Source organism: Bradyrhizobium sp. UFLA05-112 (assembly GCF_053572325.1).
The window spans coordinates 53,016-70,619 of record NZ_JBANBK010000013.1 but is presented as its reverse complement, the minus strand read 5'-3'; the positions used below and the strand labels follow the sequence as shown (position 1 = coordinate 70,619).

22 protein-coding genes are annotated in these 17,604 nt (G+C 63.4%); 13 read left to right on the top strand and 9 right to left on the bottom strand.

What is annotated here, in order from left to right; translation table 11 throughout:
• The first annotated feature begins 146 nt into the window (after positions 1-146).
• A complete protein-coding gene (locus SO180_RS10370; RefSeq protein WP_449378710.1) occupies positions 147-1,694 on the top strand; it encodes a Do family serine endopeptidase in 1,548 nt (515 codons plus the stop codon).
• Between the two features lie 66 nt (positions 1,695-1,760).
• On the opposite strand, the gene SO180_RS10365 is transcribed toward SO180_RS10370, so the two are convergent.
• The gene (locus SO180_RS10365; protein WP_449378709.1) at positions 1,761-2,045 is read right to left on the bottom strand and encodes a hypothetical protein; all 285 of its coding nucleotides are present in this window, start codon (positions 2,043-2,045) and stop codon (positions 1,761-1,763) included.
• A 330-nt stretch (positions 2,046-2,375) separates the two neighbouring features.
• Here SO180_RS10365 and SO180_RS10360 point away from each other — a divergent pair, with 330 nt between their 5' ends.
• Positions 2,376-2,738 (top strand): hypothetical protein, encoded by a 363-nt coding sequence (locus tag SO180_RS10360; RefSeq protein ID WP_449378708.1) that lies wholly within the window; start codon positions 2,376-2,378, stop codon positions 2,736-2,738.
• Between the two features lie 58 nt (positions 2,739-2,796).
• On the opposite strand, the gene SO180_RS10355 is transcribed toward SO180_RS10360, so the two are convergent.
• Entirely contained in the window at positions 2,797-3,048 is a 252-nt protein-coding gene (locus SO180_RS10355; protein WP_449378707.1) for a DUF6496 domain-containing protein, read from the bottom strand.
• A gap of 129 nt (positions 3,049-3,177) precedes the next feature.
• Here SO180_RS10355 and SO180_RS10350 point away from each other — a divergent pair, with 129 nt between their 5' ends.
• The 3 genes from SO180_RS10350 to SO180_RS10340 all read left to right on the top strand — a co-directional run bounded on the left by SO180_RS10350 (position 3,178) and on the right by SO180_RS10340 (position 5,225).
• Complete coding sequence (locus tag SO180_RS10350; RefSeq protein ID WP_449378706.1) at positions 3,178-3,627, top strand: DUF2231 domain-containing protein; 450 nt, start codon at positions 3,178-3,180, stop codon at positions 3,625-3,627.
• Complete coding sequence (locus SO180_RS10345) at positions 3,624-4,958, top strand: PQQ-dependent sugar dehydrogenase (protein WP_449378705.1); 1,335 nt, start codon at positions 3,624-3,626, stop codon at positions 4,956-4,958. The genes SO180_RS10350 and SO180_RS10345 overlap by 4 nt, the downstream gene beginning before the upstream one ends.
• A 63-nt stretch (positions 4,959-5,021) precedes the next feature.
• Positions 5,022-5,225: a hypothetical protein gene (locus SO180_RS10340; protein WP_449378704.1), complete on the top strand. Its 204-nt coding sequence runs from the start codon at positions 5,022-5,024 to the stop codon at positions 5,223-5,225.
• Positions 5,226-5,234: 9 nt separating this feature from the next.
• Here SO180_RS10340 and SO180_RS10335 read toward each other — a convergent pair whose 3' ends face one another.
• Complete coding sequence (locus tag SO180_RS10335) at positions 5,235-5,429, bottom strand: DUF3072 domain-containing protein (protein WP_449378703.1); 195 nt, start codon at positions 5,427-5,429, stop codon at positions 5,235-5,237.
• A 61-nt stretch (positions 5,430-5,490) separates the two neighbouring features.
• Here SO180_RS10335 and SO180_RS10330 point away from each other — a divergent pair, with 61 nt between their 5' ends.
• The 3 genes from SO180_RS10330 to SO180_RS10320 are packed head-to-tail and all read left to right on the top strand — an operon-like array spanning position 5,491 to position 6,255.
• Positions 5,491-5,769, top strand: a complete 279-nt coding sequence (locus SO180_RS10330; RefSeq protein WP_449378702.1) for a hypothetical protein — start codon at positions 5,491-5,493, stop codon at positions 5,767-5,769.
• An 18-nt stretch (positions 5,770-5,787) separates the two neighbouring features.
• Positions 5,788-5,994: a hypothetical protein gene (locus SO180_RS10325; RefSeq protein WP_449378701.1), complete on the top strand. Its 207-nt coding sequence runs from the start codon at positions 5,788-5,790 to the stop codon at positions 5,992-5,994.
• A 60-nt stretch (positions 5,995-6,054) separates the two neighbouring features.
• On the top strand, positions 6,055-6,255 hold the full coding sequence (locus tag SO180_RS10320; RefSeq protein WP_449378700.1) for a hypothetical protein: 201 nt from the start codon (positions 6,055-6,057) through the stop codon (positions 6,253-6,255).
• 183 nt (positions 6,256-6,438) lie between these two features.
• On the opposite strand, the gene SO180_RS10315 is transcribed toward SO180_RS10320, so the two are convergent.
• Together SO180_RS10315 and SO180_RS10310 are read right to left on the bottom strand one after the other, a co-directional pair.
• Positions 6,439-6,678: a hypothetical protein gene (locus tag SO180_RS10315; RefSeq protein ID WP_449378699.1), complete on the bottom strand. Its 240-nt coding sequence runs from the start codon at positions 6,676-6,678 to the stop codon at positions 6,439-6,441.
• 96 nt (positions 6,679-6,774) lie between these two features.
• Positions 6,775-7,032, bottom strand: a complete 258-nt coding sequence (locus SO180_RS10310; protein ID WP_449378698.1) for a hypothetical protein — start codon at positions 7,030-7,032, stop codon at positions 6,775-6,777.
• A gap of 159 nt (positions 7,033-7,191) precedes the next feature.
• Between SO180_RS10310 and SO180_RS10305 the strand changes: the two genes are divergently transcribed.
• The gene (locus SO180_RS10305) at positions 7,192-7,413 is read left to right on the top strand and encodes a hypothetical protein (protein ID WP_254107440.1); all 222 of its coding nucleotides are present in this window, start codon (positions 7,192-7,194) and stop codon (positions 7,411-7,413) included.
• Here the strand turns inward: SO180_RS10305 and SO180_RS10300 are convergent.
• Both SO180_RS10300 and SO180_RS10295 read right to left on the bottom strand, forming a co-directional pair.
• Positions 7,410-8,897: an HWE histidine kinase domain-containing protein gene (locus SO180_RS10300; protein WP_449378697.1), complete on the bottom strand. Its 1,488-nt coding sequence runs from the start codon at positions 8,895-8,897 to the stop codon at positions 7,410-7,412. The genes SO180_RS10305 and SO180_RS10300 overlap by 4 nt on opposite strands.
• Before the next feature lie 13 nt (positions 8,898-8,910).
• Entirely contained in the window at positions 8,911-15,198 is a 6,288-nt protein-coding gene (locus SO180_RS10295) for a HAMP domain-containing protein (RefSeq protein ID WP_449378696.1), read from the bottom strand.
• A 284-nt stretch (positions 15,199-15,482) separates the two neighbouring features.
• Here SO180_RS10295 and SO180_RS10290 point away from each other — a divergent pair, with 284 nt between their 5' ends.
• Complete coding sequence (locus tag SO180_RS10290; protein ID WP_449378695.1) at positions 15,483-15,773, top strand: hypothetical protein; 291 nt, start codon at positions 15,483-15,485, stop codon at positions 15,771-15,773.
• A 4-nt stretch (positions 15,774-15,777) separates the two neighbouring features.
• Here the strand turns inward: SO180_RS10290 and SO180_RS10285 are convergent, their stop codons facing one another.
• Entirely contained in the window at positions 15,778-16,302 is a 525-nt protein-coding gene (locus SO180_RS10285; RefSeq protein ID WP_449378694.1) for a DUF4142 domain-containing protein, read from the bottom strand.
• A gap of 95 nt (positions 16,303-16,397) precedes the next feature.
• Between SO180_RS10285 and SO180_RS10280 the strand changes: the two genes are divergently transcribed.
• The 3 genes from SO180_RS10280 (at position 16,398) to SO180_RS10270 (ending at position 17,155) form a co-directional block, all read left to right on the top strand.
• Positions 16,398-16,595 carry a hypothetical protein gene (locus tag SO180_RS10280; protein ID WP_449378774.1) on the top strand — a complete coding sequence of 66 codons (198 nt, stop codon included), beginning with the start codon at positions 16,398-16,400 and terminating at the stop codon, positions 16,593-16,595.
• A gap of 122 nt (positions 16,596-16,717) precedes the next feature.
• Complete coding sequence (locus SO180_RS10275) at positions 16,718-16,852, top strand: hypothetical protein (RefSeq protein WP_449378693.1); 135 nt, start codon at positions 16,718-16,720, stop codon at positions 16,850-16,852.
• Between the two features lie 96 nt (positions 16,853-16,948).
• Positions 16,949-17,155 (top strand): hypothetical protein, encoded by a 207-nt coding sequence (locus SO180_RS10270; RefSeq protein ID WP_449378692.1) that lies wholly within the window; start codon positions 16,949-16,951, stop codon positions 17,153-17,155.
• A gap of 141 nt (positions 17,156-17,296) precedes the next feature.
• On the opposite strand, the gene SO180_RS10265 is transcribed toward SO180_RS10270, so the two are convergent.
• Complete coding sequence (locus SO180_RS10265; RefSeq protein WP_449378691.1) at positions 17,297-17,533, bottom strand: hypothetical protein; 237 nt, start codon at positions 17,531-17,533, stop codon at positions 17,297-17,299.
• Positions 17,534-17,604: the final 71 nt, after the last annotated feature.

Below are 17,604 nucleotides of genomic sequence, written 5' to 3'. Positions count from 1 at the left end.
GCGCGTTGACCTGCATCAAGCCGGCCAGCCGCGGCGGCGCGTCGCAGCTTCTTTGCCAAGAATTAATCGCGTGGACGGGACGTCGTAATGTTGCGTCGTCAATGTTGGGAGCAAGGCGACTGCTCATACAACATGGACATTTCGACATGAACGATCACATCAATTCCGATTCCGCCAAGCCGCGTGCGATCCTGAAACCCCGGCGCCTCGCGCTGCTCGGCACCGTGGCCGCGCTCGGCGTTGCCGTGCTTGCCGGTGCTTCGAACTCGCCGTTCAACGGCGCGTCCTTCACCTCGCCGGCGCTGGCTGCCGAGTCGGCGCAGACTCCACCCAGCTTTGCCGATCTGGTAGCCAAGGTGAAGCCCGCCGTCATTTCGGTGCGCGTCAAGATCGACCAGACCGACGACAAGAATGCGATGCTGCAGCAGAACCGGATGGATTCGGATGAGGATTCACCGTTCGATCAGTTCCCGAAGGAGTTCGGCTTCCGCCTGCCGAAGGGCATGCAGCAGATGCCCAATGGCATGCCGCAGCGCCACCGCGTGATCACCGGCGAGGGCTCGGGCTTCTTCATCTCGGCCGACGGCTACGCGGTGACCAACAATCACGTCGTCGACCACGCCCAGTCCGTGCAGGTGACGGCGGACGACGGTACGATCTACACGGCGAAGGTTGTCGGCACCGATCCGAAGACCGACCTCGCGCTGATCAAGGTCGACGGCAAGAAGGACTTTCCGTTCGTGAAATTCTCCGAGCAGCGCCCGCGGATCGGCGACTGGGTGGTTGCCGTCGGGAACCCGTTCGGCCTCGGCGGCACGGTGACGGCGGGCATCGTCTCGGCCAATGGCCGCGACATCGGCGCGGGTCCCTATGACGATTACATCCAGATCGACGCGCCCATCAACAAGGGCAATTCCGGCGGTCCGGCCTTCGACATGAACGGCAACGTGATCGGCGTGAACACTGCGATCTTCTCGCCGTCTGGCGGCTCGGTCGGCATCGGCTTCGACATTCCGGCCAATACCGCGAAGCTCGTCGTCGCCCAGCTCAAGGACAACGGCTCGGTCACGCGCGGCTGGCTCGGCGTCCAGGTGCAGCCGGTGACGGCTGATATTGCCGACAGCCTCGGGCTGAAGGAAGCCCGCGGCGCGATCGTCGATACCCCGCAGGACAACAGCCCGGCGTCCAAAGCCGGCATCGAGGCCGGTGACGTCATCGTTGCCGTCAACGGCACGGCGATCAAGGACTCCCGCGATCTTGCCCGTACCATCGGCACGATGGCGCCGGGCAGCTCGGTAAAGCTCGACGTCTGGCACAAGGGTGAGAGCAAGACCGTGAGCGTGAACCTCGGCGAGCTTCCGAACGAGCGTCAGGCCAAGGCGAATAGCAAGGCGGACGAAGGTCAGCCGACCGCAGGCACGCCGCGTCTCGGCCTCAGCCTCGCTCCGGCCGGGGACGTACAGGGCGCGGGCCAAAAGGGTGTCGTCGTCACCTCGGTTGATCCGGAAGGCCCAGCGGCGAGCCGCGGCATCCAAACCGGCGACGTCATCCTCAATGTCGGCGGCAAGGCTGTCGCCAGCATCGACGACGTCCGCGCTGAGCTGAAGCAGGCGAAATCCGCTGGCAAGCGCAGCGTGCTGTTGCAGGTGAAGAGCGCGGAGGCGACGAAATTCGTCGCGGTGCCACTCGCCTGAGCAAAGAAAGTTTGCGCAAAAAGTAAAGAGGCGGCCTCGCGGCCGCCTCTTTCGTATCGACGCGGCTTACCAGCAGCGGTGTCGCAAGCCGTCTGGACCGATATAGGTCATGCCGGGTTCGCAATACCCGCCGCGGAACGGCGCGGTCGCAATCGCACCTGCCGTTCCGATCGCGCCGCCGACCACGCCGGCGGCTAGGTCGCCCGGCCAGAAACCCGAGCCCTCATGGTAGTAAACCTCTCCATGGTGGTTCCTTGCGGCTACCGAACGCGCGTGAGGCTCCTGCGCCAACGCAGGCGCAGCCATGGCGGTGGTGAGGACTGCGGCTGCGGCAAATCGTTTCCAGTTCATGTGCTGTCTCCGTTGTCTTCACACGCCGGACCAACACCTGCCGCCGATAACCGTTTCGGGAACGCTGCTGGTTTGATTTGGAAGTTTGGCCGCGTTCCACGATGATCGCCATCGGCGAAAGCGGCTCAGTTGAGGGGATAAGCCGGCGGCGACCGATAACATTCGCGTTAACGGATCTGTTACGGACAGGGTTCGGCCCAAAAATCCACATTCACTCAAAGTGGTCGCGAGTCGCCTTTGCGACTCGGCGGGCGAGCAACGGTTGCATCGGCGGAACTCCCCGAGGGGGCTGCTTTGTGGAACCGGACCTCGTCAGGGATCGGTGCAACGATGGATCGATTGAAGGCCTTCAGCAGGCGCGCGTTACTGCTGGTGCCGCTTGTGCTCTGCACCCAAAGCGCGCTGGGTCGCGACGACGGACGCTATGCGGATTCGCCGCTCAAGCCATGGTTCGACAGCCTGCGCAGCCATCTCGGTCCATGTTGCTCAGATGCCGATGGCGTGGCTGTAGCCGATCCCGATTGGGAATCATATGGGGGGCACTATCGCGTGCGCATCGACGGTCAGTGGGTCGAGGTGCCCGATGAGGCCGTTATCACGGAGCCAAACCGCGCCGGGCGAACCATGGTCTGGCCGGTGAAAACGGCGTTCGGCATTTCGATCCGCTGCTTCATGCCCGGCACCATGATCTGAAGGGCAGGCATCGACATTGCGCGGCGCACGAGAACTTCGCGCGCCGCCGGATGTCGTCTCACCCGGAACGCTTCTTGCTCGACTTCTTCTTCGAGCTCTTCCGTTTCGACGTCTTCTTCTTCGGGACCTTCTTGCCCTTCTTGCGCGCCTTCGACAAGCCGATCGCGATCGCCTGCTTGCGGCTCTTTACGCGCCCACCGCGTCCACCACGACCGCTCTTGGCCGTGCCTTTCTTGTAGCGACGCATCTCGCTTTCGACGTCCTTGCCGGAGCTTCTCGAATAGCGCCGTTTCTTTGCCTTGCGTGCCATGAGCATCCTCCCTTCAAGGACAGAACCGCTCCACATATGCATGGTTCCGTTTGGAGCGGCCGAGATAGGAACGGCCGCGATATGAAACTGTTGGTCCAACACGCATTCCTCAGCGTGAGGTTCTCAGTCTTGACGACCACCGATCTCGGCCCCACCGTCCACATTGCCAAGCATCCGATCCATCCAATGCTGGTGCCGTTTCCGATCGTCTGCTTCGTCGGAACGCTGGTCACCGATCTCGCCTATTGGCGGACGGCGGACGTGATGTGGGCGAACTTTTCATCCTGGCTGCTGCTGGCGGGCCTTGTCATGGGAACGCTGGCCGCGATTGCCGGGCTGACGGATTTTCTCAGCAATCGCCTGGTGCGAGCGCATAGCGCAGCCTGGCTGCATCTGGCCGGCAATGTGCTGGTCATGGTGTTGTCGCTCGCCAACGCCTTCGTCCACAGCCGCGACGGCTGGACCTCGGTCGTGCCCACTGGGCTGATCCTTTCCGCCATCGTGGTGCTGCTGTTGTTGTTCACGGGCTGGCAGGGCTGGACGATGGTCTATCGTGACCGGATCGGGATCGCGCGATGATGTCGTTCTCGTGCAAACGGCAGATCGCGAAGCTCGCACTTGCCGGAACGTCTCTGGCGCTTCTCGCTGGCTGCAATGATGGCGGTGGCGATCCGGCGGCGCAGGTCGGATCGCAGCCCAATCTGCCCGCGATTCAGCAATATTTGTTTCCGCCCATGAACGTTGCCCGCATCATCGGCTGGAAGGAGAACGAGACGCCGGCTGTAGCGAAAGGCTTGAAGATCAAGGCCCTCGCCAAGGGATTGCAGCATCCGCGATCGATCTTCGTGCTGCCCAATGGCGACGTGCTGGTGGTCGAGTCCAAATCGCCGGCGATCGAGCCGGTCCATCGTCCCAAATCCGTAGTCATGGGCTGGATCGAGAAGATGGCGACGTCCGGCGGCGAGGAGGCAGCGAGCAACCGGATCACGCTGTTGCGCGACAGCAATGGCGACGGCGTACCGGAGGTGCAGAGCACCTTCCTCGATCAACTCAAATCGCCCTTCGGCGTGGCGTTAGTCGGCAACGATCTCTACGTCGCCAACACCGATGCGATCGTGAAATATCCTTACCATGAGGGCGACACCAGGATCACCGCGTCCGGCACGGTGTTGACGCCGTTGCCGGGCGGTCCGATCGACCACCACTGGACCAAGGCGATGATCGCGAGCCCGGACGGCTCGAAGCTCTATGTCGGCGTCGGCTCCAACAGCAACATCGTTGAGAACGGGATCGGCGCCGAGCGCGATCGCGCCGCGATCTGGGAGGTCGATCGTGAGACGGGACGCTCGCGCCTGTTCGCGGAAGGTTTGCGCAATCCAACCGGGCTCGGCTTCGAGCCGCAGAGCGGAAAACTCTGGACCATCGTCAACGAGCGCGACGAGCTCGGTCCCGATCTCGTGCCCGACTATCTGACCTCGGTGAAGGACGGCGGCTTCTACGGCTGGCCGTACAGTTATTATGGCAAGCACCTTGATCCGCGCGTGCAGCCGCAGCGGCCGGATCTCGTGGAAAGCGCGATTGTACCCGACTATGCGCTGAGCTCGCACGTCGCTCCCCTGGGGCTTGCCTTCTACACAGCGAGCGCGCTGCCAGAGAGCTACCGCGGCGGCGCCTTCGTCGGCGAGCACGGTAGCTGGAATCGCCAGACGCTCAACGGCTACAAGGTCGTGTATGTACCGTTCAGGGACGGCCAGCCCGACGGCAAGGCACAGGACGTCGTGACCGGCTTTCTCGACAGCGACAACAAGGCGCGCGGTCGTCCGGTGGGGCTGGCGGTCGACAAATCCGGCGCGCTTCTGATTGCGGATGATTCCGGCAACACCGTCTGGCGCGTCACCGCCGGCGGTTGACGCGTGGCGGAGAACAAAATCATCCCGCGCGGAACGGACCGGCAGCAGTGCGGATTAACCGCAATGGTCACGATCAACATCCTCGACAGGCCGATCGAACGCATCCGCGAGACCTGCGAGATGATGGGCGCGCGCGACAAGTTCGAACGCGCGCTCCCTGAGCTCGAGACCTTCCTCGAAGCGGAGATCGCCAGAGGGGAGACGGGCGAGTCGCGGCTTACCTATGACGGGCTCTGCTTCCTCAAGGAGGCCTTTGCGCGGAAGTGAGCCGGCAGGTCAGAACGAATTGGCAAGCTCGATCTCGGCCTCCAACGCCTGGATGCGCTTTGCGGCCTCGTCGAAGCTGAGATCCCTCGCATACTGACCGGGCTGATAGGCTTCCTCGCTCAGCCGCCTCAGCCGCAGGACCTGGGCCCGCGTCATCTGCGCGGTGAGGAAATCCTTGGCGTCGTATTTACCTTCCACTCGCATTTCCACTCTCCATCCCTGAATCGTGACTTGACTATATGTTCTTATTTTGTTCTAACAAGCCATGGACAACAGAATTAATGAAATTCGTCGTAAAATCAGTGCTTTAAGGTCGGGTATGATCGACCTTGAGACGTCGGTGCGCGACCTGGTCAACCGCGATCGCGATTGCAGCGAAAGCGCGGTGCGATTGCTCGGATTGCGCCAGGACATGAAGCGGCTGATCGCCGACTGGAAGTCGGCCGGTGGCGGCGATTTCGTGCCTAATATCGGAGAGCGGGTAAGACTACGCGCCGAGGTGAAGAATGCGGGCAAACCGCAGCGCATCGCTGCTCGCTGCTAAACTTTTCGGAGGCTCGCCGTGGATGAGGACCCGGACTCGTACCGGATTCTGAAACTGCGTGCAGAGATTCTCGAACTGGGCTCAGCCATTCGCCAGTTGCAGCGTGCGGGCCTCGACGATGCCGCAGCCCTGCTTTTGATTGCGCGAAAGCGCGCGATGCTCGAAACCCTCGTGAAGTGCGAGCCGCAAAGCATAGCGCTGTCCCGTTCCGACCTTAAGCCTTAACATGCCTGACATCCGACGGGGCTATGTCGGACACGTCCCGCGACGTGCCGGAGTTTTCCGATGTCGGACACCGAGACGACAGCGCTGCTGCGCGCGGTTCTCGCTGAGATCTGCGCGGGCATACCCGCATCCGAGACGGCCGCGCGCGAGCGCGTTGCCGCGACAGTCATCGAGATGATCCGGATGGGCTGCTGCTCGGCCGACGAACTCAGTCGCGCCGGCCGCGATGCGCTCAACCGTGCCCCCACGATGTGGCGCTAAATCATGATCCGGAAGCGTCTGGAGCGTTTTTTCCGAAGAGATCATGCTTAAACAACATCCCAAAGCGCGATGACGATTCGTCCTCATCTCATTGCGCCTTAGTTAGCCGCATCGCGCGTCGGATCCTGTCAAGCAAGAAAAAGCCCCGCAGATGCGGGGCTCTTCCGGGTGGTGCAAATGCGCTCACTTCGAGCTGCTCGGCGTGTTCATGCTGCCGGCTTGATTGGTGCCCGGGCCGACATTGCCCTGGCTCGATGGATTGGCGGCTCCGCCGCCGCTCGATTTCATGTTCGCACCGGTCGTGGTCTGCGACGACGTCGCGGACGAATGGTGCTTTTTGTGCGTTTTGGCTTGGGCAGCCAATGGCGCGGCGGCGAGGCCGGTGGCCAGGATCATGGCTAAGGCGAGCTTGGTTTTGTTCATGCGCGGAACTCCCTTGAGTAAAATTGACGCAGGGAGCCAACAGCGATTGGGCGCGAGAGTTCCAGCGCGAGCTCAACATGCGCCGTCGCGCGTGCTTCAAGTTTCCTTGTCATCCATCAAAACGAATACGGCACCGGTCAGCGTTGCGCCGATCGCAAAGCTCGTCACGAGTGTGATGACGAACACGAAAATGGTCGGGCTTCCGCCAGCCCTGAGCAGTGTCGCAACGGCAGGATTGATGAGCACCAGCGCGAGGCCGAAGGTGAGTCCGAGGGCGGCGCCCATCATCGCCTGCGTCATCAACGTGATGGCGCCGGCCGTCGAAACCAAACGTGGCGATTTTCGCGTTCGCATTGTCGCCCTCGGCAATCGTCCGGAAAAACGCACTGGATCATCGCGAGTTCCTCTGAGGCCGCGTCTTCCTGAACAAATATTCATAGTGCGCGATCTTCAGGTGGCGTTCATGAGAGGCGTGAGAAGGTCGGGACTGGAGCAACGACAAGGAAAGCTCGAATGGGAAAGGTGATCTTTCTGTACCGCTCCCTTGCCTATCGCAACGCGGCGGCGGAAATGCTGCGCAAGGCGCGCACGCTGCCGCGTGGTGCGGAGCAGCGCGCCGCGCGAAGCTACGCGATGGCATTGCGCGATCTGGAGCGGAGCGAAGCCTGGCTTGAGGGGCGCATCGCTGATGCGCCGTTGCAGATGCAGGCGGTGAGGGTGCGGGCCCGGCGCTAGCCCGAGGCGCGCTGCAATTCGCCGGCGATCGCTGCGTCGAAATTTCCGGCTGCCGGCAGCGTCGCCTTCCGTGTCAGCGGCACTTCGAGGCGGCACAGAAGACCCTCGGCGCGCCAATCGAACTGCGCCTGTCCGCCGAGTTGGGACTCGACGCTCGCGAGCAGGCTCTTGGTACCAAAGCCGCGCGCCTTCGGCTGCCTGACCAGGGGCCCCCCGGATTCCTCCCAGGTCAGCGCGAGCATCTCGCCACTCACCTCCCAGCCGATCGCAAGCCGCCCCGACCGTGTCGACAACGCGCCGTATTTGGCCGAATTGGTGAACAGCTCGTGCAGCGCCAGCGCCAGCGTTTGCGCGGTAGCCGGCACGAGCTGCACTTCGGGACCCGACAGACGGATCTGGCCGCCGAGTGAATAGGGCGCGAGCTCCTCCTCGATGAGCTTGTTGATCTCGGCGCCCTGCCAGCTCGACAGCGACAGGATGGTGTGCACGCGCGCCAGCGCATTGATACGTCCTTCGACGGCATTGACGTAGGTCTTGACGTCGTCGGCGCGGGTCAGCCGGACGATTGATTGCGCGAGCGCCAGGGCGTTCTTGGCGCGGTGGTCGACTTCGCGGGCGAGCAGGTTCTGCCGATCTTCGGCGCGCTTGCGCTCGGTGATGTCGACAGTGACGCCGCTCACCCGCACCACGCGACCGTTTCCGTCCAGCGTTGCCGCCGCCGTTCCGACGCACCAGCGCACCTCGCCATCCGGCCGCTGAATGCGGAATTCGGCTTCGTAGGCGCGCGTGCCCGTGTTGAATTCGGCGATCGCCTTGCGGAATTGATCGACATCGTCGGGGTGCAGCAGCGCCTGCACGCTGGCCGAGGTGACGTAGAAGGTCTCCGGGCTGACGCCGAAGATGCGATACTGACCTTCGTCCCACATCCAGTCGCCGTTGATCCAGTCCCAGTCCCAGGATCCCATCTTGCCGGCGGCGATCGCCATGCTGCGCCGTTGCTCGCTCTCGAGCAGCTTGGCGGTGGAGCTCTCAAGCTCGGCGGTGCGCGCGCGAACGCGATCCTCCAGTTCCTGGTTCAGCCGCTCGAGCTCGCGCGTCTTGCGATAGAGTTCAGCGAACACCTTGATCTTGGCTCGCAGCACCTCCGGCACGACCGGCACCGGAACGTAGTCGACCGCGCCCATCTCGTAGCCGCGCAGGCGATCGATGTCGGAAACCTGGATTGCCGAGATGAAGATCATCGCGATCTTCTGGAAGCGCGGATGCTCGCGGATCATCGCCGCGAGCTCGAAGCCGTCGAGCTCGGGCATGCACACGTCGACCAGGATCACCGCGATCTCGCTCTTCAGCAGGATTTCCAGCGCCTCGCGGCCGGAGGAGGCGATCACGAGGTTCTCGCCGAGGTCCTTCAGGATCACCTCATAGGCGAGCAGCTTGGCCGGCTGGTCGTCGACGAGGAGGATGTTGACCTTTTCGTGGTCCATATTCGGATCCCACTCAGCGATGCAGCCACATGCGGATCGCAAGCAGCAATTGATCGGTGTTGACGGGTTTGGCGAGATAGTCGGAAGCGCCCGCTTCCAGACATTTCTCCCGATCGCCCTTCATCGCCTTCGCGGTCAGCGCGATGATCGGCAGGCGCAAAAAGGCCGGGTTCTCCCGAATCACGCCGATGGTCTGATAGCCATCCATCTGCGGCATCATGATGTCCATCAGCACGATCGCGATCTCCGGATTGGATTCCACCAGCGCCACCGCCTCGCGGCCGGTGGTGGCGGTCAGCACCTTCATGCCGCGACGTTCCAGCACGCTCGACAGCGCGAAGATGTTGCGGGCATCGTCGTCGACGAGCAGGGCGGTCTTGCCGATCAGGTCCTCGTCGGAACTGTTCAGCTTCTCCAGCATGCGCTGCTTCTCGGTCGGCAGCTCCGTGATCACCCGGTGCAGGAACAGCGCGGTCTCGTCAAGCAGGCGTTCGGGCGACTCCACACCCTTGACCACGATGCTGCGCGCCATGGTGTGGAGCTCGGCATCCTCTTCGGCCGAGAGCTCGCGCCCCGTGAAGACCACGACCGGAATGTTCGACAGCCTCTCGTCGCTGCGGATTTGGTCCAGCACCTCGAACCCGCTCATGTCCGGCAAGCGTAGATCCAGCACCACGCAATCGCAAGGAGCGTCGCGCAGCGTCGAGAGCGCGCCAGCGCCGGTGTCGGTCGCCACGATCTCGATGTCGTCGTGATGCAGCAGCTCGCGGATCGAGAGCTGCTCCGCTTCGTTGTCCTCGACGATGAGGAGCCGCTTGCGCCGCGGCCTTGCGTATTCCTTGATCTGGGTCAGCGCGGCGGAAACGCCCTCGGTCGTCGTCGGCTTGTTGACGAAGGAGAAGGCACCGCGAGCGAGTGCGTGCTGGCGGTCCTCGTCCAGCGTGATGATCTGCACGGGGATGTGGCGGGTCAGTGGATTATGCTTGAGCTGGCTCAACACCGTCCAGCCCAGCATGTCCGGCAGGAAGACGTCGAGCGACACCGCCGTCGGCTGATATTGCTTGGCGAGCTCCAGGGCTTCAGCGCCGCGTGCGGCGACCAGCACCTTGAAACCCTTGTCGCGGGCGAGATCGACCAGCACGCGGGCATAATGCGGGTCGTCCTCGACGATCAACAGAATGGTGTCTCCCGGCTCGAGATTGAGCCGGTCGTCAGGAAGTTGCTCGATGACCCGCTCGGGCGCAGTCGCCTGCGCCTGGAGCGCGGGCGGCTGGTTGGCCGTGGGCGCGGCCCGTGGCGCGAGCGTCGGCCCCGAGTATTTGAGCGGCAGGTACAGCGTGAAAGTGGAGCCCTTGCCAGTCGCGCTGCGCAGATGGATCTCGCCGCCAAGCAGGCTTGCGAGCTCGCGGCTGATAGCGAGCCCGAGGCCGGTGCCGCCATATTTGCGACTGGTGCCGGCGTCGGCCTGCTGGAAGGCCTCGAAGATCAGCTTCTGCTTCTCCAGGGGAATGCCGATGCCGGTATCCGAGACCTCGAACGCGATCACTGCCGGTGCAGCGTTGAGCACGGGGTGATCCGGTGTCCAGCCGCCGGGCGCATCGGCGACCTTCAGGCGCACGCCGCCATCGGCCGTGAACTTGAAGGCGTTCGACAACAGGTTCTTCAGCACCTGTTGCAGCCGCTTGGAGTCGGTGACGATGCTGCGGGCGAGGTTCGGATCGACCTCGATGTTGAAGGACAGGTTGCGGTTCTCCGCCTCGTGCCGGAACGGACGCCCGACGGTCTCCAGCAGGTTCGCGGTCAGGATCTCCTCGGCATCGACCGTCACTGTGCCGGACTCGATCTTGGAAAGATCGAGAATGTCGCTGATCAGGTTCAACAGGTCGGTGCCGGCGCCGTGGATCGTGCGGGCGAACTCGACCTGCTTCGCCGAGAGGTTGCCATCCGGATTGTCGGTGAGCTGCTGGCCGAGGATCAGGATCGAGTTCAGCGGCGTACGCAGTTCGTGGCTCATATTGGCGAGGAATTCGGACTTGTATTTCGAGGTCAGCGCAAGTTCGGTTGCTTTCTCCTCGAGTGCGCGGCGGGCCTGTTCGATCTCCTGGTTCTTGCGCTCGACTTCCACGTTGCGCTCGGCGAGCTGCTGCGCCTTCTGCTCGAGCTGGTCGTTGGTCTGCTGCAATTCGCGCTGCTGGGCCTGGAGCTCACCTGCAAGCTGTTGCGACTGCTTGAGCAGGCCTTCGGTCTGCATCGTCGCCTCGATCGAGTTGAGCACGATGCCGATGGAGTCCGTGAGCTGCTCCAGGAAAGTCATTTGCGAGGTCGTGAATGAGGCGAGCGAGGCGAGCTCGATCACAGCCTTGACCTGGCTCTCGAACAGCACCGGCAGTACCACCAGATTCTTCGGCACGGCGCGCAGCAGCGCCGAGTTGACCGGCACCACGTCGGCCGGGATGTCCGCGATCACGCGCGGGCGCTTGTCGAGCGCACATTGCCCGGAGAGACCGTCACCGAATTGCAGCACCTGCGGATAGGGATAGGCGCCGTCGCCGGCATAGGAGGCTAGTAGGCGGAGCTGCGGGCTGTCCTCGTTCTCGATCTGGTAGATCACGCCGGTATGGGCATTCACCAGCGGCGACAGCTCGGAGAGCAGGAGACGGCCGACGGTGGTGAGGTCGCGCTGGCCCTGGAGCATGTTGGTGAATTTGGCAAGGTTCGTCTTCAGCCAATCCTGCTCGGTGTTCACGTCCGTGGTGAGACGCAGGTTGGTGATCATGGTGTTGATGTTGTCTTTCAGCTCTGCGACCTCGCCGCGGGCATCGACCTGGATCGACCGGGTCAGGTCGCCCTTGGTCACGGCGGTCGCGACCTCCGCGATGGCGCGCACCTGCGAGGTGAGATTCGCCGCCAGCAGATTGACGTTGCCGGTCAGGTCCTTCCAGGTGCCGGCCGCGCCCGGCACGTTGGCCTGGCCGCCAAGGCGTCCCTCGACGCCGACCTCGCGCGCCACCGACGTAACCTGATCGGCGAAGGTCGCGAGCGTCTCGGTCATGTTGTTGATGGTATCGCCCAGAGCGGCGACCTCGCCCTTCGATTTCACCGTGAGATTCTGCTTCAGGTCGCCGTTGGCAACCGCGGTCACGACCTTGACGATGCCGCGCACCTGCTCGGTGAGGTTCGCCGCCATGAAGTTCACGGTGTCGGTGAGGTCCTTCCAGGTGCCGGCGACGCCAGGCACCTGGGCCTGGCCGCCGAGCTTGCCTTCGGTGCCGACCTCGCGCGCGACGCGCGTCACCTCGCCGGCGAAGGCGTTGAGCTGGTCCACCATGGTGTTGATGGTGTTCTTCAGCTCGAGGATCTCGCCCTTCACATCGACGGTGATCTTGCGGGAGAGGTCGCCGCGGGCCACGGCGGTCGTGACCTCGGCGATGTTGCGCACCTGCGTGGTGAGATTTGCGGCCAGGAGATTGACGTTGTCGGTGAGGTCCTTCCAGGTGCCACCCACGCCGGGCACCACGGCTTGACCGCCGAGCCGACCCTCGGTGCCGACCTCGCGCGCGACGCGCGTCACTTCGGCGGCGAAGGAGCGGAGTTGCTCGACCATCGTGTTCAGAGTGTCCTTCAGCAGCAGGATCTCGCCGCGCACGTCGACCGTGATCTTCTTCGAAAGGTCGCCGCCGGCAATGGCGGTGGCGACCTCGGCGATGTTGCGCACCTGTGCGGTCAGGTTCGAAGCCATGAAGTTGACGTTGTCGGTGAGGTCCTTCCAGGTGCCGGCGACTTCAGGCACTTGTGCCTGGCCGCCGAGCTTGCCTTCGGTGCCGACCTCGCGCGCGACGCGCGTCACTTCCGAAGCGAAGGCGTTGAGCTGGTCCACCATGGTGTTGATGGTGTTTTTCAGCTCAAGGATCTCGCCGCGCACATCGACGGTGATCTTGCGCGACAAGTCGCCGCGCGCCACGGCAGTCGTCACTTCGGCGATGTTGCGGACTTGGGCGGTGAGGTTGCCCGCCATCGAGTTCACGCTATCGGTGAGGTCCTTCCAGGTCCCGGCGACGCCGGGCACGTTGGCCTGGCCGCCGAGACGGCCTTCGGTGCCGACCTCGCGCGCCACGCGTGTCACCTCGCCCGCGAAGCGGTTGAGCTGGTCGACCATCGTGTTCAGCGTGTCCTTGAGCTGAAGGATCTCGCCGCGCACGTCGACGGTAATTTTTCGTGACAAGTCGCCGCCGGCGATTGCGGTTGCCACTTCGGCGATGTTGCGGACCTGGGCGGTGAGGTTACCCGCCATCGAGTTCACGCTATCGGTGAGATCCTTCCAGGTGCCGGCGACGCCGGGCACCTCGGCCTGGCCGCCCAGCTTGCCTTCGGTGCCGACCTCGCGCGCGACGCGCGTCACCTCACCGGCGAAGGCGTTGAGCTGGTCGACCATCGTGTTCAGCGTTTCCTTGAGCTGAAGGATCTCGCCCGACACGTTCACGGTGATCTTCTTCGACAGGTCGCCCTTGGCCACGGCGGTCGCGACCTCGGCGATGTTGCGGACCTGGCCGGTCAGGTTCGAGGCCATCGAGTTGACCGAGTCGGTCAAGTCCTTCCAGGTGCCCGCGACGCCACGCACCTGAGCCTGACCGCCGAGCTTGCCTTCGGTGCCGACCTCGCGCGCGACGCGCGTCACTTCGCCTGCGAATGCGTTGAGCTGGTCCACCATGGTGTTGATGGTGTCCTTCAGCTCCAGGATCTCGCCGCGCACGTCCACGGTGATCTTCTTCGAGAGATCGCCGCCCGCGACGGCCGTCGTCACCTCGGCGATGTTGCGGACTTGCGCCGTAAGGTTCGACGCCATCGAGTTGACGCTCTCCGTGAGGTCCTTCCAGGTGCCGGCGACGCCGAGCACGTTGGCCTGGCCGCCGAGCCGCCCTTCGGTGCCGACTTCGCGCGCCACGCGTGTCACTTCGCCGGCGAACGCGTTGAGCTGGTCGACCATGGTGTTGAGCGTTTCCTTGAGCTGAAGGATCTCGCCCGACACGTTCACCGTGATCTTCTTGGAGAGGTCGCCGCTCGCGATCGCGGTCGCGACGTCGGCGATGTTGCGAACCTGCGCAGTCAGGTTCGAGGCCATGAAGTTGACGTTGTCGGTGAGGTCCTTCCAGGTGCCGGCCACACCGGGCACTTGCGCCTGGCCGCCGAGCTTTCCTTCCGTACCGACCTCGCGCGCGACGCGCGTCACTTCGGATGCAAAGGAGTTGAGCTGGTCCACCATGGTGTTGATGGTGTCCTTCAGCTCCAGAATTTCGCCGCGCACGTCCACGGTGATCTTGCGGGACAGGTCGCCGCGCGCCACGGCGGTGGTCACGTGGGCGATATTGCGAACCTGCGCGGTCAGGTTGCCACACATTGCATTGACGGAGTCGGTGAGGTCCTTCCAGGTGCCGGCGACGCCGGGCACGATGGCCTGGCCGCCGAGCTTACCGTCGGTGCCGACCTCGCGCGCCACGCGCGTCACTTCCGAGGCGAAGGAGCGAAGCTGGTCCACCATCGTGTTGATGGCTTCCTTGAGCTGCAAAATTTCGCCGCGGACGTCGACCGTGATCTTTTTGGAAAGGTCGCCATTGGCCACCGCGATCGTCACCTCTGCGAGGTTGCGCACCTGGTTGGTCAGGTTGTTCGCCATCGAGTTGACGCTCTCGGTCAAATCCTTCCAGACGCCGGTCACTTCCGGTACCTGGGCCTGACCGCCGAGCTTGCCTTCGGTGCCGACCTCGCGGGCCACGCGCGTCACCTCGGAGGTGAACACGCCGAGCTGCTTGATCATGGTGTTGACGATGGTCGCCGATTGCAAGAATTCGCCGCGCAAGGGGCGGCCGTCGACGTCGAGCTTGACGGTTTGCAGCAGGTCGCCTTGCGCCACCGCCGCGACTGCGCGCGTCACCTCGCGGGTCGGCCATAGGAGATCGTCGATCAGCGTGTTGACCGAGCCTTCCATGTCGGCCCATGAGCCGGAGGCGAGGCCGAATTTGACGCGCTGGCGCGTCTTGCCTTCACGCCCCACCACCTGGCCGACCAGCTCGAGCTGCTGTGCCATGCGCTGGTTCGCGGCGATGATCTCATTGAAGGTGTCGGCGATCTTGCCATCGATGCCGAGATAGTCGCCGCTCATGCGCACGGAGAAATCACCGCTGCGCATCGCTTGCAATGCCAGCAGCAATTCCTGCCGGGAGTCGGCTTCCGGAGTGCCATTCACTTTTCGTTTGGGGACGCGACGACCGGATTGCGAAAGTGGTCCGGGATCGAGGTCGCTCATTTCATTCCCCCCGCAGGTGCGTTTCCGAATCCAAAGCAGTACGCAGTTCTGGAAATAGAACGTCAGCGAAATTCCAAATCAAGCTACAACATTGGAGCACGAATAACTGGAACCTGCCTCGCTCAGCCCGGCCGAGACAACGCGGGGGAGGGAACAGGGTTCCATCGATTTCAGGAATTTTTTCTTCGGCTTGCGAGCGTCGTTCCCAACGCGGAACGGCAGAACGGGACGTTCGGAACGGAGCGCGCGACCTCCGGTTAGCCCGTGAAAAGAAGGAGCGTGTTATGAGAATAGTAACCGTAGCCATTGCGGCCACCTTGCTGATCGCCGGCGCGGCCTATGCGCAAAACGGTGCACCGAGCGGCCGAGGGGCCGTCACGGGAGACCCGGCGGCGAGTTCAGCTACACCCGGCTCCGCACCGACAACGGGAGCGGCAACGCAGCCGAGCCGGAGCGGCAGCGGCACATCTACCTCGGGCGGCCGGGACAACAATGGCGACCAGGGCAGGGACAAGATGCCCGAGAGCAATCGCACCGTGAAGCCGGAGAGCGAGCAGCATCATCCCGAACGGTGAGTGTCTACTTGTCGGCCATCGTACGCGCGGCGTCCCTGAGCTGCGACCGCAGGACCGGCAATTGTTCGCGCGCGAAGACGCTGAGCGCGTCATTGTCGGGCGCTCGCAGATAGCGCTCGAGCAGGGCGATGGTCTCTTCATATTCGGCGACTTGCGCCGCGTAGAATTGCCTGACGTAGGTCGGCCCTTCAGAGTCGTCGGGGCCGGTGAGTGCGGCGCCCGCTGTCGAGGCCTTGCGAACGTTCGGCTCGGCGCCGATCGCTTGCTGGATCTGCTTCAGCGCCTTGTCGCGCTTTGCTGCATCCTCGGCCCGCGAGATCGCCAGGGTCTTGACCTCCTGATTGCCCCTGAGATCGGCGCTCTCGAGCAGGCCTTGCTGGAATCGCCCGAACGCATAGAGGCCGCTGATGACGTCGGTTGCCGTCGGTGTGCGCACGGAATCGTGCCCTGCCCATGTTCGCTCGTCGCTACTGTCGGCGAGCACGGCGGTGTTGATGAACAACAGGACGGTGGCGACGATCATGCGCATGGACCGTCAATAGCGGGTTGCAGCAGAAGTTCCCGCGACATTACGATCCGGTAAGGGCGGTTGCGTGCAGCACCCTTGCTTCCCACCTGTCCGATATGAAGCAATCCGATATTTTCAGGGAAAACGCCGAGAACTGCCTGCATCTTGCCGAGCGGGCCGAGGGACAACCCGCCTTCAAACGCTACCAGCGGATGGCGGAAGCCTGGTCGGCGCTGGCGGAGGAGCAGGACTGGCTCGACGGCGAAATCCCGCCAGTCACCCAACGCGTGCCGCAAAAGAAGCCGACATCATAGCCGCTCTCGCGTTCGTGAGTCCTCGTGTGAGACCGCTCACGGACGATGCGCGACCAACTGACGATGATCCGGAGTAAGGTCACTACAGACCCCGTTTGTTCATTTCCAGCAGGAGGATTGCAATGGCTCCCCGTCTGGCTCTGTTCGTCCTCATCATGGCGTTTGGCATTTCCGCCACCTTCGCGACGGTGACGACGCTGCGGCAAGTCCATTTGGCGCATTCGTCGCGGCCTGTCGCGCAGCATGCGCGCAGTTAGGCACGGTTGACCTCCCTGATTCCCCGCTGCTCCGGAACCATTGCGGTTGCGGCGCGTAAGCGTCTTTAAGACAGACGAAACGCGGGAAGTACAATCATGACGCATTCCAACCATGGCATCGTTCGCGACAAGCGCGCCGAGGAGCAGCCGCGCGACAAGCAGCGCGCGCAGTCCGTACACAAATCCGGTGCGAAGGGTTCGCCGTCGAAGGAAGCAACGCGCGATCCCGAGTTGAACGATCAGGCCAAGACGCCGGGGTCGGGCATGACCCCTGATGATTCCGGCACGCCGCCGACCGGTTGAGACCTAGAGGAACGAATTCATCTCGGACGCGTAAGTGGATTGCTTGCGGCTTCATACCCCGGTGGGCCGGAAGCAATCTCCAAGGACGGCCCTGGCATACCCGTGCCGGGGTCGTTTGCCGTTGTGCTCTCGCAAGTGCGATCAATCCTCGGCATCGCTCGGCGTGTGGCCGGCAGGGCCGCGACCGAACACGCCATAGTCGCTCGACTTGACACCAGCCAGGCCATCGATGCCGGCACTGGCGAGACCAAGCTTGAGAAGTTCGCGCACCGCGGCGGCGCGTGTCGGCATGCGGTGGCGGAAGCGGAAATCGTCGACTGCACTCAGTTCTTCAGGCGAGAGCATGACTTGCAGTCGCTCGGCGCGAAGATCGTTCATGTTCAGCCACTCAAAATTGGCAAGGTTAGTAGTTTACTCAACGAACCAACTCGGCGCGGGTTCCGCAAGCT

What these genes read in the sequence shown, in the direction of transcription:
- SO180_RS10310 (WP_449378698.1), bottom strand. Translation starts at nt 7,032, where the DNA reads ATGCGAACGCGAAAATCGCCACGTTTGGTTTCGACGGCCGGCGCCATC.
- SO180_RS10315 (WP_449378699.1), bottom strand. Translation starts at nt 6,678, where the DNA reads ATGAACAAAACCAAGCTCGCCTTAGCCATGATCCTGGCCACCGGCCTC.
- SO180_RS10305 (WP_254107440.1), top strand. Translation starts at nt 7,192, where the DNA reads ATGGGAAAGGTGATCTTTCTGTACCGCTCCCTTGCCTATCGCAACGCG.
- SO180_RS10290 (WP_449378695.1), top strand. Translation starts at nt 15,483, where the DNA reads ATGAGAATAGTAACCGTAGCCATTGCGGCCACCTTGCTGATCGCCGGC.
- SO180_RS10295 (WP_449378696.1), bottom strand. Translation starts at nt 15,198, where the DNA reads ATGAGCGACCTCGATCCCGGACCACTTTCGCAATCCGGTCGTCGCGTC.
- SO180_RS10345 (WP_449378705.1), top strand. Translation starts at nt 3,624, where the DNA reads ATGATGTCGTTCTCGTGCAAACGGCAGATCGCGAAGCTCGCACTTGCC.
- SO180_RS10370 (WP_449378710.1), top strand. Translation starts at nt 147, where the DNA reads ATGAACGATCACATCAATTCCGATTCCGCCAAGCCGCGTGCGATCCTG.
- SO180_RS10360 (WP_449378708.1), top strand. Translation starts at nt 2,376, where the DNA reads ATGGATCGATTGAAGGCCTTCAGCAGGCGCGCGTTACTGCTGGTGCCG.
- SO180_RS10300 (WP_449378697.1), bottom strand. Translation starts at nt 8,897, where the DNA reads ATGGACCACGAAAAGGTCAACATCCTCCTCGTCGACGACCAGCCGGCC.
- SO180_RS10280 (WP_449378774.1), top strand. Translation starts at nt 16,398, where the DNA reads ATGAAGCAATCCGATATTTTCAGGGAAAACGCCGAGAACTGCCTGCAT.
- SO180_RS10285 (WP_449378694.1), bottom strand. Translation starts at nt 16,302, where the DNA reads ATGCGCATGATCGTCGCCACCGTCCTGTTGTTCATCAACACCGCCGTG.
- SO180_RS10270 (WP_449378692.1), top strand. Translation starts at nt 16,949, where the DNA reads ATGACGCATTCCAACCATGGCATCGTTCGCGACAAGCGCGCCGAGGAG.
- SO180_RS10265 (WP_449378691.1), bottom strand. Translation starts at nt 17,533, where the DNA reads ATGAACGATCTTCGCGCCGAGCGACTGCAAGTCATGCTCTCGCCTGAA.
- SO180_RS10335 (WP_449378703.1), bottom strand. Translation starts at nt 5,429, where the DNA reads ATGCGAGTGGAAGGTAAATACGACGCCAAGGATTTCCTCACCGCGCAG.
- SO180_RS10330 (WP_449378702.1), top strand. Translation starts at nt 5,491, where the DNA reads ATGGACAACAGAATTAATGAAATTCGTCGTAAAATCAGTGCTTTAAGG.
- SO180_RS10355 (WP_449378707.1), bottom strand. Translation starts at nt 3,048, where the DNA reads ATGGCACGCAAGGCAAAGAAACGGCGCTATTCGAGAAGCTCCGGCAAG.
- SO180_RS10340 (WP_449378704.1), top strand. Translation starts at nt 5,022, where the DNA reads ATGGTCACGATCAACATCCTCGACAGGCCGATCGAACGCATCCGCGAG.
- SO180_RS10275 (WP_449378693.1), top strand. Translation starts at nt 16,718, where the DNA reads ATGGCTCCCCGTCTGGCTCTGTTCGTCCTCATCATGGCGTTTGGCATT.
- SO180_RS10365 (WP_449378709.1), bottom strand. Translation starts at nt 2,045, where the DNA reads ATGAACTGGAAACGATTTGCCGCAGCCGCAGTCCTCACCACCGCCATG.
- SO180_RS10320 (WP_449378700.1), top strand. Translation starts at nt 6,055, where the DNA reads ATGTCGGACACCGAGACGACAGCGCTGCTGCGCGCGGTTCTCGCTGAG.